Genomic DNA, 14,822 nt, shown 5'->3' on the forward strand with positions numbered 1-14,822 from the left:
ACCTACTTTAATTCAATTGAAAACTCTTCGTTATCCGTTGTTACCAAATATGTGCCTTCATCAATTTTTTGTACATCACAATCGATGAGCCGTCCAATTCTTTTGTTCGAACGTAAGATGAAATATTGAGTAACTTGTTGATTATCAATTTTTACAGATACCTTATTATTGTCATTAGCTCTAGTTATATGGCTACTTAATACGTACCCCATTTCAAGTGCAGCATTATCAGAAGTATTTGCTCTAGTCCATGGATATGTTGATTCCATACGATTTAGCATTTTTTCGAATTCTTCATATAACTCGCTCCATTTTTTATTACCACTTCGATCACTTTCAAGTAAATCATCTGGATGTAAAAAGTGAGAAATTACTCCTAACGAAGTCATCGAATTAGCTTCTAGCCAAGTCATATATTCCGTATCAAAGTATCCTGAAGTCATACGTGGCATCTCGATAACACCATCTTCTGCCACTTTGTACTCTTGAACATATGCGAAATTAAGTGTGTCCGTATCATATACAGCTGAAACAACTCTCAACTCAGGCCATGTTTGCTTAAGAATTTTCCTTCCCTCATTACTCAATATATTGGAAGGAGGAACATAACTAATCGGTGTATAATTCGGAAAAGCACGCTTCAAGTAATCAAGCATCTCTTGCGTTGCAATCCCCATATCCTCTGTCGTTTTCCAACTAACATAGTCATAATATTTTGCTACGTCTTCTCTCTGTTGCAGAGGCTGATGATTGTATCCATGAATACCAATTTCACCGCCACTTTTCAATATTTCTCGCCCGAACGTGATGAGATTAGTTTGATTATCTCTAACTGCATGCTCAAACGGTGCTATGACGTTATCCTCATAAACTTCAATGGCTACTGCTGTATATTTCAAATTGTATCTTTTTGAAGCTTTTATCATATCCGGCCACCAAATATCTCGATAAAATGCCGATAGATTTCTCCCATACTCTTTATAAATATCTTGATTTATTTCCGAACTGATTGGAGCTGGGAAATCATCAATATAGAATAGTTTTTCATTGAATATTGGATAGATGTAATCAGGGATCATTAAGCTAATTGCTCCTACAATTAAGCCTCGATTAGATTTTGCATATAAATTATTTCCGTTATAAACCATAAATTTCCCGCTACCATATTGATTGCTCCAAACGATAGGGATTCCTGATTTACCACTAGCGTAAACTGTAACATCATCATCTAGTTCCACAATTAGTGAATCATTATAGACAAATTCAGATCCATATTCTTTTCCCGTTTGTCCGATTAATAGTGGTAACTTAAAATGAATTTCAACGTTAGAGTCAATAAAGCGATAATTTACAATACCAAGCTTACGATAAAGTTGTGTAATAACATGATCAGGATTATCAATTCGCATCTGGAAATAGTAACCACCTTGTTCTACATACTCCTCGATAGCTAATATATAATCTCCTAATACTTCAAGCGATGCCGTCACAGAAACGGCAGTACATTGTGATAACTCTAGACGTTCTGTTGCTACATCTTGCAACACATACGCTTGTTTCATATACCGATACACTTCGGATAAATTATTCTGAAGATCGATACTTTGACTATCTTTAGAATCAATTACTACACAATGATGTTCTTGATTACTTTCCTTATCGCTTAATAACATGGTCTGCTCTGCTTCAAGTCTGAACGATTGCCATTGTTCAGACTCAACAATTTGCTGATTGTTATTAATTTTCAGAATGAGATTTGAACGTGCAACTTGCGATACAATTGCAAAGGAAAGAATACATATTAGAATAATATAAACATTACGCCGAAATTTAATTGCCTTATCCATACTATGCTCCTTCAGACCAGAACCTTACCATTGTGATTGCATGATTAGATAATCTTACTGGTGCTTTTTTCAATTGCTCTAGTGTCGACTGGAGCTTTACTTTTGATTTGGTTGAAAAATATACTTTCAATAGCGATAAGAAAGCCTGTTCACTATCTGGAAAGTGTTCTAAATACTGTTGACCTGTCTGCTCGGCATCTCCGTATAATTCCAATAACAGCTCCATATCAATTTTTTCTTGATATAACCATTCTTCTTTTTCCTCAAGCGTAAGTACTCTCTGAATTACTGATAAATAGGTAAATTGATACTTACGCATCGTCCTTACATCGAGAAATCCACTTTTCAAAAACTTACGCAGAACTTCTACATAAGCCAGTGTAATTGTTTTGTCCGAGAAGTCGTTCTCGTACTTTACAGATAGCTCTTCTAGTGAAAGAAGTAACTTTCGTTTTACCTCCATAATGGCGCTAACAGCATAGTGTGACGTTTCAGTATCTTCATTACTAACTGCTTGTTGTAATATTTCAATATAGTTAATCGCATCTTGCTTCAATACATCGATCATCACTTGACGACGATCATGATGTTGACTTACTACGAGCGCATCCTCAATTGGGATAACATTAAGCTCTTTCTTCTTTTCAAGTTGCTTGTAAATTCCAATGCGTTTAATCGTATGTTCCTGTTGCTGGCGAAACACATAGTCCGAGAACTCTTTACCTGAATTACGAATAAAGGCATTAGGCCACATAATCGGTAATAACCACGCTACACCAGGTAGTAGAGCAACGATAACAAATTTAGTTGTAATATTTCGGATTGACTTAACATTTAGAAATACGATCAGTACAAAAGAAACCACTAGATAAATTCCATAATATGCAATGTACACAGTTATCACTCCTCATTTACAGCTGTGAAAGTAATTGTAGGATGAGATAAACGTTGCAATACCCGTTCTGCATCATGCTCACTTGTGTTGGATAGTAATACTTGTAGCTGTTGTTTATTATTCATTCCTAGATAATCCGTTTCACGCAAAAGTGGTGAAATGAACAGTGATGCCTCATGCAATGAAATGTTATTCAAACCACAGTTAAGCAATAAGTAAGGCACTTGATGTTGTTGCCTAATATCTGTTTTAGATAATAAAATTTCTTGGAATATTTCTTGCTGCAAGATCTGAGTTCCCGGAACATATCTACGATTTTCTGTCGCATCAATAAATGTGAACGCCTTACTAAGTGCAGAAGAAATTAAATTCACAGTAATCTGGAACAAATTTTGATGATATAGGGAGAAACTTTCAAAATTCATCCCATCTATTGTAATGACTGCTGCAATCCGATCTTTGTGGAATATTGGTGCCATCATTAATGGAGATTGTGTATCTAGTTCTTTATTGACATACATCTGGCCATTTTCTAACAGTTTAGCTAGATGAGGAGAATCCTCAACCTTTAATGACTTCGCTAATTGATCTTGGCCGTAACCGGAACTCGCTAACAACCGCAAATAGCTTTGATGTTTGTTGACCGTGTAAATAGTAACTTTATTTACTCGCAGAATTGACTTCACGACATTTACTGCAGAATTGAAAACAAGCTCAGGTTCTAAACTTTCTAGTTCTTTCGTAGCATGATAGATTTTTCCGTAGCTATCTCCAGAATTAAGAATACGAAGTTGTAACTCATCCTTCACTTCACGAACTTCGTTATAGACATTATCAAGAAACTCATACCGTTCAGATACTTCCGCTATTTTCTGTTCCTGCTGCTGAATCCTTGCATTTTTACGTTCGATAGAGTAACCAACAACAAGACCAATGAAAATGTATATCGCAATTTGGAAGAAGAAATCGGTATCGTATGCTAAAGAAATAAAATCACGACCGTCCGCCATCTTCTGATATGAATACAATCCGATAGATAGTGCGACTGATAAAACTGCTTGCTTGTTACCGTATAGTATTCCGATAATTGTTATGTAAAAAATTTTTACATCTATGACGCCATAGGAACTATGCACGACGTTAAGCGTTAACCAAGCTGTAAGTGCGAATGCAAGTAAATTCTCAAAAGTAGGCAATAATTTCTTTAGATAATGTTGTAATGAAAATCCACTTGCAGCATTAGTTGTAGCTGTAGATGCAATTTCTGCTTTAGCTTGATGGTTAGAGAAATAAATTACTGTTCGTTCTAACCCTTGTTGTAATGTGTATAATGGTGCCCAATCTAGCTCTCGCATGACTTTCGTATTATCTAGTACGGAATGAGCTATATCACCTAGCCGTTTACCTTCATACTTCACTTCAATATCTTGGTTAAATTCTGATAGTTTCTCTACAAGTTCATTAACAGATGTCGCTTCGTTCGCAGACAAATTATAAATGCCTACTGCAGTACTATTTACACTTCGGTAGATTCCATCAACGATATCTTCTACATAGATAAAATCTCTCGTTTGCTTTCCATCGCCGTAAATCGTTAACGATTCATTACGTAATAACGAATTAACAAAAATCGAAACTACGCCACCTTCACCTTTATTATTTTGTCTTGGACCATATACATTTGAAAACCGGAAACCTATTGTTGATAGATCATATAATTGATTCCACTTCTCACTATACATTTCATTGGAAAGTTTACTTAATCCATATGGAGAGATTGGATTACAAATGCTATCTTCTGAATAAGGTGGATCTTGATCGATACCGTACACTGCTGCCGATGAAGCATAAATAAATCGCTTAACACCGTGTTTAGCAGACAGATCTAACATATTAACGAATCCTAGTATATTAGTTTCAGTATCTAATTGTGGATCTACTAACGATTTTTTCACACTGACTTGTGCAGCTAGATTTACAACGACATCGAATCGATAGGCACGGAAAATCTCTTCACATTTCGCATCCTCAATTGAAAGATGATACCCTTTATGTTTGAATTGAACGTTATCTTCGCGTCCAGTCGACAAATCATCAATAATAAAAACTTCATATCCTTCTTTGTGAAAGCGATCAGCTACATGAGAACCAATGAAGCCATATCCACCTGTTATTAACACTTTCATATCATCACCACTTCCAACATTTGATAATGAATGACTGAACAAAGATGTTATGATCCCAATTTTCTTGGTATCATCTAAAACTATGCTTTAAAATCAATATGTATGTACCACCATTCTATTCAACCTTGTATAAATTTATGGTAAAAAGTTCTTACTGAAGATTATGCTTTTTATTGCTGTTAAATATGTACATTATGATTCATACCAACATCTATCTCCTTACCTTATTAATCAAACCATTAGCAGTGACAATATAACTTCCTACATTAATAATCTCCACAAAAACACCCTAGAAATAGACCAACTGTGTTCTGGTCAGTAAATTCTAGGGTGTTGTACATGAAGTAGGCTTGCTGTCTTATTGTATGGTGTAACTGATCATATCGCCTGTTGAAGGAAGTTTTTTCGAGCTACTATCGTCCAGTAACACTCCCAATTTAATCGTTTGTTTTGCTGTAACTCCTAATGAATTAAGTGGAATAGCTATTTCAATAATTGAAGCTGAAGTAAAGTATCCATCTGATTGGGATAACGTGCTTATTTTGGAGAACGACCATGTTTTACCATTACCTGAGTAAGAATATAGTTTACCGTCCTCCAGCAAATAATCTATACCCGCTGTCGTCCAATTGGATGATAAATATCCAGTTTTGGCGTTGTTATCACTGTTGAAATAAATCTGATCTTTCACGCTAAGTTTCGATCCTTCTATTAATACATATAAATTATTACTATCATTAGTCAATTTCACACTTTTCACATTACCAGAACTTGTTGCTGAAGCAGAGATGGAGCTCCAATCAGTTACCTTACCATCAACTTTAATACTAACACCTGGTGTTGGTGTTGGTGTTGGTGTTGGTGTTGGCGTCGGTGTCGGTGTCGGCGTCGGTGTTGGTGTCGGCGTTGGTGTTGGTGTTGGTGTTGGTGTTGGTGTCGGCGTTGGTGTCGGCGTTGGCGTTGGTGTCGGTGTTGGTGTCGGTGTTGGTGTTGTAGCTAGTGATACCTTAGCCATCGCACCACCTAATGGTAATGAGTCGCCTTTGGAATCATTCCACATATATCCTACATTAATAGACTGACTATTTTCAGCATTCAGTATGGACAGCGGTATGACAAATTCAACTGCTGAAGAATAAATAGCTATATTTTCTTTGGTGTAAGACGTTACCTCGCTCCAGCTCCAGTCTTTTCCAGACCCAGTGTATTGATAGAGCAGACCATTTTCCAACAAGTATGAAGCATTACTATTTGACCAATTCGATATAGCAAAGGCTGATCCACTGCTTGAGCCAGTATCAATATATAATTGACCTTTTTCACTCAATAAACTGCCTGTTACTAATATATAAAGCATCTCATTAGCAATTACACCTTTAAGCTCTTTCACATTTGACGAACTGTTAGCAATTTCAGTTATAGAGTTCCAATCTTCAGATAATCCATCGATAGTAATGTTAACATCCGAAGAGCCAGTTTCAGGCACATCTACAGGAATATCTGGCGTTGGTATTACTTCAACCGGAGGTATAACTACTATTGGCGGAACAACAACGTCATCACTTGGAGCTGGTGTTACTTCTGGGATATTTTCAAATTGTTCCATATATTCTATAGCACCTAGATCTATCGTTGAGCCAACGATCCGCTCTTGAGATGTATAGTCTAGTTCACCACCATTGCCATAAGCAACGCTTCCCATATCGATTGCTGGAGAATCAGCTTGTAACGAAATGTCTCCGTTCTCAGCATCAATAAATAATGGATCAGCATATATAGAATGTCCATCACGTTTACTTAAAGCAACATACGTTGCAAATGAATCATAACGAGTTCCGCTAACTCTCCAATGTGAAGATATTTTTCCATCTACGTAATACATATTGTAATCAACCATATTTCCGTTATTTCCTGTATTACTATCGTAAAAGAATGGTGTTTGAGTATTGGTATAAAATACATTATTAAAAAATCCATTATTTTTCACTGCAAACTGGAATGTTATTTCTCCATAACCATCAAACAAACTATTGTTATTATAGAAAGTATTATTCATGACGATATTATTTGTTGCAGAACCGTTACTTGTCGAAGAACCACCCATAATTAGCCCAGCTTTTTGATTATGGTGAATGTAGTTATTTCTAACGACAATATTGCTTGTTGTTTTATTCAGCTTCTCACTTGCAATTTCAATTCCAAAGTTACTGCCCGTTACTTCATTACGCTCGATAATAGTATTTGTACCACCATCTACATAGATAGCAGCAGCATTACGTGATCCACCATAGGCTGGATTCGTAATCGTGTCGACGTTAGATACTTTATTATCTATTACCATTCCATTTCTCGCCTGATCAATACAAGGGGCTGAACAAGTATTATAATGTCCGGCTACATCGATCCCAATATTATTAACATCGTAAATGATATTGTTCGATATGATAAATCCGTCCACATTACCAACAACGGTTAATGTTTCACTTGAGCCAAGTGTTAGATCGTGGAGCACATTTCCTGAAATCGTAATATCCGTCATCGCTTGTGTTCCGTTACCGTATACAATAATGCCGTTCGCATTGCCTTTAGCACTATAGTTCGCGATATTGTGTACGTTATTATTCAAGATATAAAGATTGGAACCGCTCTTCGTTACTTTAATACCTGCCAAATACTTCGATGAGCTATCTGCGGTAAGTCCAGTTAATTCAAATCCATCAAAAACAATATAATGTGCACCGATTAATTGAACGATTTGTTCAACTTTCGCTACTTTAGAAACATCAATAACCGGTTGCTCTCCTGGATATGCTTGAAATGTGATGTGACCGGCACTTGCTGAACCAGAACTCGTGATGGTAATGGCTTCTTCATATTTACCACCTCGTACAAGTACAGTCTCACCTGCTTTCATCGTATTTGCTGCATACTGGATTGTACGCCATGGAGCATCTATAGTCCCAGCGTTTTTATCAGATCCGCTTGTTGATACATAAAATACTTTCCCGGGAAAATGATCACTTAAGCTAGCCCCTATCGGTAAATATGAGAATAGAATCATAACACTAAGCATAGCAATAAAACTGATCTTTACTCTTTTGGTAATCTTTAAGTGTTTGTCGTTGGTATTCATAGCAAAGAACAGCCCCCTCCGCATTTGATTTGACTCTGTAAAACAATCGTTACAACCATTGTCTACAAGAGTTTCCATATCATATTCTGAGTCTAACATCTAGAACATAGTATGAAAATGGACAAACGTATAACACAGAGAAAATTGATACTTTAGCCTTATTTACTTTATATTACCACATCTTCTAATTATTTATATACGTTATTTATCATTTAAGTAGATTTTTCTTATTAACAAAATTGATAAGAAACAATGCTTTTGTACATGCTATATGTAAGTTCAAGACAAACTCTAAAATATTACTTTTTTCAACGAATTTAGACATGCCAAAAGTCACATTTTACACAATACTGGTTATTTTATTAAATTTTGAATATTTTTAGAACAGTTTAATTGTATTTCAAGCAATAACGAGAAATATTATGTTAGAATAGAGACGATTTGAAGATATTAGGCTATAATAAATATAACAACTTAAGCCCTTTTGGATTTCGATTCTATTTTCACTCATTTTTCGTCGCAGGCAATTGCAATTTTCGCATTTGCTAATTTCGTGTGAGCAAAGTTAGGATCTGTTAGATTGCTTATAAATAGCAATCATGTCAAATACTTTCGAGTTAGGTGAAATTTATCACAATACTTTCATCTGCTCCCGTAGTATAATTAAAACAAGAAATCTGGAATAGCTTTATGACGATTAATAATCGGCAAAAAGTAGTTTTATTCAAAGGAGACCTGGATATGTCAGAAACAAACACACAAGCGCAAGCTGAAGCGGTAACTCCGAGTCAACAACAGCAAGCTCTACTTGAGCAATTGTTGCAGCCGGAAGTACAAGCATCACTATCTACATTAGTGGAGCAATTGCCGAAATTAACTGAATTGGTTACTTGTTTAACAAAGTCTTACGATGTTACTAAAACTTTGGCTACTGATGAAGTTTTCAGAAATGACATCGTTAGTGCAACAACAGAAATCGTTGGTCCAGTAATTGAAGGCGTACGTGGTGTTGCTCTAAATGCCATCGAAGCTAAAGATCGTGCTGCAACAAGTCAAGAAGTGATCGGTATTTTCGGTCTGATGAAAATGCTTAAAGATCCTCAAGCACAAAAAATGTTCCGTTTTGTTAATGCATACCTTGAAGTAAGTAACGAGCGTTCGAACAAAAAATAATTGAATCAATCTAAAGTAATGGACGGAGGACTAGCTATGTCTAAACACATTGTCATTTTGGGTGCAGGATACGGTGGCGTACTTACTGCTCAAACTGTTCGTAAATACATGGACAAAAGTCAAGCAAAAGTAACGGTAATCAACCAATTCGCAACTCATCAAATTATTACAGAATTACACCGCCTAGCTGGTGGTACTTTAAACGAAGAAGCGGTTGCTATTCCTTTAAAGAAAATTTTCGAAGGTCTTGATGTTAATTTGAAAATTTCAAAAGTTGAATCTTTCTCTGTAGAAAACAAAGAAATTAAACTTTCTGATGGTACAACTCTTTCTTATGATGCTTTAGTAGTAAGTCTTGGCAGCCAAACTGGTTACTTCGGGATCCCTGGTCTTGAAGAAAACAGTATGGTTCTTAAGTCTGTTGATGAAGCAAATCACATCAACAAACATATCGAAGACCGTATTAAAGCTTATGCTAAAAACAGAAACCAAGCTGATGCTACAATCGTTATCGGTGGTGGCGGTCTAACAGGTGTGGAGCTTGTTGGTGAAATCGTTGATAATTTCCCTAAAATCGCTAAAAAATACGGCGTAAACTTCAAAGATCTTAAAATCAAATTGATCGAAGCTGGACCGAAAATCCTTCCAGTTCTTCCTGACCATTTGATCGAGCGCGCTACTGAAAGCTTGGCTAGACGTGGTGTTGACTTTATTACTGGCGTTCCTGTTACTGGTGTTGTTGGTAATAAAATCGAACTTAAAACTGGTGAAACAATTGAGGCTAATACTTTCGTATGGACTGGTGGCGTAGCTGCTCTTCCAATCGTAGCTGATTCTGGTCTTGAATGTGACCGTGGTAAAGCTGCTGTTAACGAATTCCTTCAATCTAAATCACACAAAGATGTATTCGTAGTTGGTGACTCTGCGCTTGCTTTCCCAGCTGAAGGCGGACGTCCTTACGCTCCAACTGCACAAAATGCTTGGCAAATGGGTGAGCTTGTAGGTTTCAATCTATATGCTTACTTCAACGATAAAGCTATGGACGAATTTAGCCCAGTTGATTCAGGTACACTTGCATCACTTGGCCGTAGAGACGCTGTAGCAACAGTTGGTGCTAGTAAAACAGCACTTAAAGGTATCTCTGCAACATTGATGAAAGAAGCAAGTAACATCCGTTACCTTTCTCACATCAAATCTATTCGTACAGCAGCTCATACTAAGCTGTAATATTCATATTAAACTGACCGCCTTATTAATAAGGCGGTCTTTTTGTTGTTTCATTTTTATTATTTCATATTATTCTCTTAACCTAATCATTCATTATACTTGCATGACTAACTGCAATATTCATGCATATCCAAATATTCATAGTTTGGATTCACTATAAATATGTATTAATTACAATTTAAGTATTTTAGAACTAATGTATTGACATACTCTTTTTTGGAGGACTATACTGAATGCAGTAAATGAGAAGTATTATCATTTACTGCGGAATTGGATAGCTAGAAAGGAAGGCTTCATATGTCAAAGAATCCACCAACATACACATATACCGCTATTAAAATGATATGCCTTGTTCTACTTTTATCTTTCTCTATCTTCGCTATTCCCTTAACGCAAACGGCAGTCGCATCTGAGATTACTTCAATTGAAACTGTTATTGACTATACAAACGCAATGAAAGTATCACTTGATTCAGATCAGTTAGATCAAGCAACCAGCACATTTGCAATGATAAAAAAATGGTGGAATGTCAATAAAAAAGATGTAAAACTACAATCTCTCGACATGTCTCTAGAAATAGATGGGCATATTGCAGCAATTTCTCTTACCTTATTAACTGGAGAGAAGCAGCAAGCAGTGGATCAATTAGATTCATTGCTCTTTTCACTGAAGAACTATGCAGATGGTGCTTATATCGATAATGATGGCAATCAAAATATGACATTATCCACGTACATCATGAAAATTAGAGAACTGACAGACATGGTTGAACGCGATCAACTTGAAGAGGCTCAACTTACTATTAGACACCTTCAAGCACAATGGCTATCTGTTGAAGGTGATGTCGTTAGTCAATCTCAGATTGTCTATACTCTTACGGAGCGTAATCTTGTACTTGTTGATGCTTATCTTAATAATGCTGATCAGCGATCAGAAGTGCTGCCACTACTAGAGGAAATGATTCAACAATTAACACCATTAATGAATGCTCATTATTCATGGCTAGATGCTGCTTTCATCCCTTTGCGTGAAGGTCTTGAAGCATTGCTTGTAGTAGGAACATTACTAATGTATGCAAAAAAGGCAGAATCACGAAATGCACAACGTTGGATTATCGGAGGCTCATCAATTGGTCTACTCGTTAGCATAGTAATCGGTTTTCTAGTAGCCTTCTGGATCTCAACGGCATCATTTGGCAATAACAACTCATTGATAAACGGTTGGACTGGTGTATTAGCCAGCCTACTACTATTATATGTAAGCTATTGGCTTCATCGTAACTCTGATGTTAAGCGATATAATCAAATGCTTCATTCCAAAAGCCACTCTGCGATATCTAATGGAAAAATGCTCTCTCTCGCCCTACTCACCTTTTTTGCGATAGTTCGGGAAGGACTTGAAACTGTCATTTTCTTAATTGGTATGGCGGGTAAGATGAGTATAGTGGAACTTATAGGTGGAATATTGTTCGGTTTCGCTGTACTTATATTAATTGCATTTATTATGATCAAATTCGGCGGTAAACTTCCACTCCGACCTATATTTTTAATCTCTAGTCTAATTGTTTTTTATATGTGCTTCAAATTTATGGGCTCAGGAATTCATAGTCTGCAAATGGCAGGTCTTATTCCATCGACTGTACATCAATACTTACCTGAGCTAAACATTATTAGTCTGTATCCATCTTGGTATAGCACTTTACCGCAGTTATTATTTGTACTGCTTGCTCTTAGCGTGTTACTTTTACAGCGTATCAGCTATCGAAAAAGTAGTCGAAAAAATATAATATTAAATTAGAGCGACAGGAGAAATGAAACTATGAAACAGAAAATGAAATGGATGACGTTACTGCTTAGTGCAATGATTATGGTGAGCGCATGTAGTAACAGTAATGATAGTAATACTGAAGCAAACGGTAATACAGAAGTCGTAGATCAGCAATCTGCGGAACTAAGCGCTATTCAGACGGAAACTGCAAAGTTACAAGCAGAAACAACGAAGCTGCAAGAAGCAATATCGACAGGAAAAGTGGATGATGTGAAAACTCTTGGCAAATCAATTAATGATATTTGGCTAGGTTTCGAGAATGCCGTCCGTCAAACTTTCCCGCTAGAATATACTGAAGTTGAGAAGTATGAAATGCCTATTTTCTCTGCTTCTGCTTATGATAAAATCGATCTAAATGCTTTAGCCGTAACAGCTGATAATTTACAGAATTCATTGACCGTTCTTTATAACGCTAAAGAAACGAATAGTAGTACGTCTGAACTACTTGCTCTAGCCGTTGCGAATTATAAAGGTTATGTAGACGAGCAGGCAGCTCAATTAGTTAACACGACTAAAGTTTTTGTAGAAGCTGTAAAAGCAGGAGATGTTGAAGCAGCTAAGCGTGAATATTCTAATGCTCGCGTATACTTCGAAACTATTGAACCGATCGCAGAAAGCTTCGGTGATCTTGATCCTCGCATCGACGCTAGACTCGCTGATGTTGAAGTTGAAGCGGAATGGACTGGCTTCCACCGCATCGAGAAAGCGCTTTGGGAAGATAACTCATTAGAAGGTATGGACGTTTACGGAGATCAACTAGTGAAGGATACCGAAGAGCTTCAGAAGCAAATTCAATCACTTGAACTGGAAGCAAAAGCTATGGTCGCTGGTGCCATGGAATTATTGAATGAAGCTGCCATCTCTAAAATAACTGGAGAAGAAGAGATTTACTCTCATACCGATCTTGTTGATTTTGCTGCTAATGTAGATGGTTCCAAACAAGTCTATCTAGCTATTATTCCAGCATTGAACGAAAAAAATATTGAGCTTGCAGATCAACTTGATCAACAATTTCAAGTGCTTGAAGCTACACTAAGAACTCATCAGACCGATGGACAATATATATCGTATGATCAATTATCTACAGAAGAAATTAGAACAATAAGTGATCAAATTAGCCAACTTTCTAATCTAATGTCACAAACAGCAACAATCCTGTAAATATTAATGTTATTAGCTTCCGAGCAACTTTTTGTTGCTGGAAGCTAATCTTATAGTACGTAAAGTTTTAGGGAGTGAGGATTATGAAACAACAAGAGAAAAAAGATAATTTGTCGCGTCGTGATTTCCTGAAGCTTTCTGCATCAATAGGCGTAGGATTGGCTATTGGAGCAACTGGCATGGCAGGAGTGAATCAGGCTAGTCTTATTTCCAGCACCACTAATTCTGCTACTAGTACAGATGAACAGATTCCTTTCTACGGTCCGAATCAAGCAGGTATTATTACTCCTCAACAATCCTATATGTATTTGCTTAGTATGAATATAACGTCTTTAAATAAACATGAAGTTATTACTCTGTTTAAAGATTGGACGAAGTTTATTGCTTTAAGTACAACAGGTAGAAAGATGAGAACAGGTGATAACCCACTACTCCCGCCTAGTGATACAGGCGAAACATTAGAACATGGGGCGGCCCGTCTAACCGTAACCGTTGGCTTCGGCCCTTCTTTCTTCAATAAAAATGGAATAGATATATTCGGAATTGCTCATAAATTACCACAGCATTTGAAGGATATCCCACGGATGGCAAAAGACAAACTAGATTCATCACTTTCTGATGGGGATGTTATCATCCAAGTTTGCGCTGAAAACCAACAAGTTGCTTTTCATGCGGCGCGTAATCTCATTCGTCTAGCCACAGGTAAAGCGAGCGTTAATTGGTTGCAGGAAGGATTTATTAGTGGTGCTCATTCACAAGATACTCCACGTAACTTATTTGGATTCAAAGATGGAACAGCCAATCAGCTTCATCAATCCACGCAAGGTTACGATGAAGTTATATGGGCTAGTAGCAATGAACCTGCTTGGATGCAGGGCGGCACATATTTAGCTTATCGTAAAATAAGTATGTTATTAGAAGTATGGGACCGTTCATCATTAACTGATCAGGAAGATACGTTCGGTCGTTATAAAGAATCTGGCGCACCCTATAGCAAAAATGCTGAATTCGATATGGTGAATACTGCTGCATTACCCCTTAATTCTCATGTAAGACTTGCGAAGGAATCAAAGCAACTTATTCATCGACGTGCTTACTCTTACACCGATGGTATTGATGCTCGTACAGGAAATGTGAATGCAGGATTACTGTTTATTAGCTATCAGAAAAATCCAGAGAAGCAATTTATTCCGATGCTCCGCATGATGCAAAATCAAGATTTACTTAATGAATACGCTGTTCATATTGCTAGCGGCATGTATGCTTGTCCTGCAGGACTGAAAGAAGGTCAATATATTGGACAAGCTATTCTTGAAGGATAATTAATGTCATTATACGATGTTTTTTATATCATTTTTAAGTCGCAGCAAAAG

Annotated in this window: 9 protein-coding genes; 5 read left to right on the plus strand and 4 right to left on the minus strand. The window is 36.8% G+C overall.

Annotated features, from left to right (window positions below):
• Nucleotides 1-2: 2 nt before the first annotated feature.
• The 4 genes from NV377_RS09610 to NV377_RS09625 all read right to left on the minus strand — a co-directional run bounded on the left by NV377_RS09610 (nt 3) and on the right by NV377_RS09625 (nt 8,061).
• Entirely contained in the window at nt 3-1,847 is a 1,845-nt protein-coding gene (locus NV377_RS09610; protein WP_258200979.1) for a DUF2194 domain-containing protein, read from the minus strand.
• A 1-nt stretch (nt 1,848) separates the two neighbouring features.
• Complete coding sequence (locus NV377_RS09615) at nt 1,849-2,742, minus strand: hypothetical protein (RefSeq protein ID WP_258200980.1); 894 nt, start codon at nt 2,740-2,742, stop codon at nt 1,849-1,851.
• 5 nt (nt 2,743-2,747) lie between these two features.
• Nucleotides 2,748-4,928 carry an NAD-dependent epimerase/dehydratase family protein gene (locus NV377_RS09620; protein WP_258200981.1) on the minus strand — a complete coding sequence of 727 codons (2,181 nt, stop codon included), beginning with the start codon at nt 4,926-4,928 and terminating at the stop codon, nt 2,748-2,750.
• 358 nt (nt 4,929-5,286) lie between these two features.
• On the minus strand, nt 5,287-8,061 hold the full coding sequence (locus NV377_RS09625; protein ID WP_258200982.1) for a right-handed parallel beta-helix repeat-containing protein: 2,775 nt from the start codon (nt 8,059-8,061) through the stop codon (nt 5,287-5,289).
• Between the two features lie 741 nt (nt 8,062-8,802).
• On the opposite strand from NV377_RS09625, the gene NV377_RS09630 reads away from it, so the two are divergent.
• The 5 genes from NV377_RS09630 (at nt 8,803) to efeB (ending at nt 14,771) form a co-directional block, all read left to right on the plus strand.
• Nucleotides 8,803-9,234, plus strand: coding sequence for a helical membrane plugin domain-containing protein (locus NV377_RS09630; protein ID WP_258200983.1), 432 nt, complete (start codon nt 8,803-8,805; stop codon nt 9,232-9,234).
• Between the two features lie 36 nt (nt 9,235-9,270).
• Entirely contained in the window at nt 9,271-10,461 is a 1,191-nt protein-coding gene (locus tag NV377_RS09635) for an NAD(P)/FAD-dependent oxidoreductase (RefSeq protein ID WP_258200984.1), read from the plus strand.
• A gap of 297 nt (nt 10,462-10,758) precedes the next feature.
• A complete protein-coding gene (locus tag NV377_RS09640; RefSeq protein ID WP_258200985.1) occupies nt 10,759-12,258 on the plus strand; it encodes an FTR1 family iron permease in 1,500 nt (499 codons plus the stop codon).
• A 21-nt stretch (nt 12,259-12,279) separates the two neighbouring features.
• Complete coding sequence (efeO, locus tag NV377_RS09645) at nt 12,280-13,449, plus strand: iron uptake system protein EfeO (RefSeq protein WP_258200986.1); 1,170 nt, start codon at nt 12,280-12,282, stop codon at nt 13,447-13,449.
• A gap of 83 nt (nt 13,450-13,532) precedes the next feature.
• Nucleotides 13,533-14,771: an iron uptake transporter deferrochelatase/peroxidase subunit gene (gene efeB, locus NV377_RS09650; RefSeq protein ID WP_258200987.1), complete on the plus strand. Its 1,239-nt coding sequence runs from the start codon at nt 13,533-13,535 to the stop codon at nt 14,769-14,771.
• Nucleotides 14,772-14,822: the final 51 nt, after the last annotated feature.

The sequence above is a fragment of the Paenibacillus endoradicis genome, from assembly GCF_024721975.1.

Coding starts and splice junctions, on each gene's coding strand:
- NV377_RS09610 (WP_258200979.1), bottom strand. CDS start 1,847: ATGGATAAGGCAATTAAATTTCGGCGTAATGTTTATATTATTCTAATA.
- NV377_RS09620 (WP_258200981.1), bottom strand. CDS start 4,928: ATGAAAGTGTTAATAACAGGTGGATATGGCTTCATTGGTTCTCATGTA.
- NV377_RS09625 (WP_258200982.1), bottom strand. CDS start 8,061: ATGAATACCAACGACAAACACTTAAAGATTACCAAAAGAGTAAAGATC.
- NV377_RS09630 (WP_258200983.1), top strand. CDS start 8,803: ATGTCAGAAACAAACACACAAGCGCAAGCTGAAGCGGTAACTCCGAGT.
- NV377_RS09635 (WP_258200984.1), top strand. CDS start 9,271: ATGTCTAAACACATTGTCATTTTGGGTGCAGGATACGGTGGCGTACTT.
- NV377_RS09640 (WP_258200985.1), top strand. CDS start 10,759: ATGTCAAAGAATCCACCAACATACACATATACCGCTATTAAAATGATA.
- efeO (WP_258200986.1), top strand. CDS start 12,280: ATGAAACAGAAAATGAAATGGATGACGTTACTGCTTAGTGCAATGATT.
- efeB (WP_258200987.1), top strand. CDS start 13,533: ATGAAACAACAAGAGAAAAAAGATAATTTGTCGCGTCGTGATTTCCTG.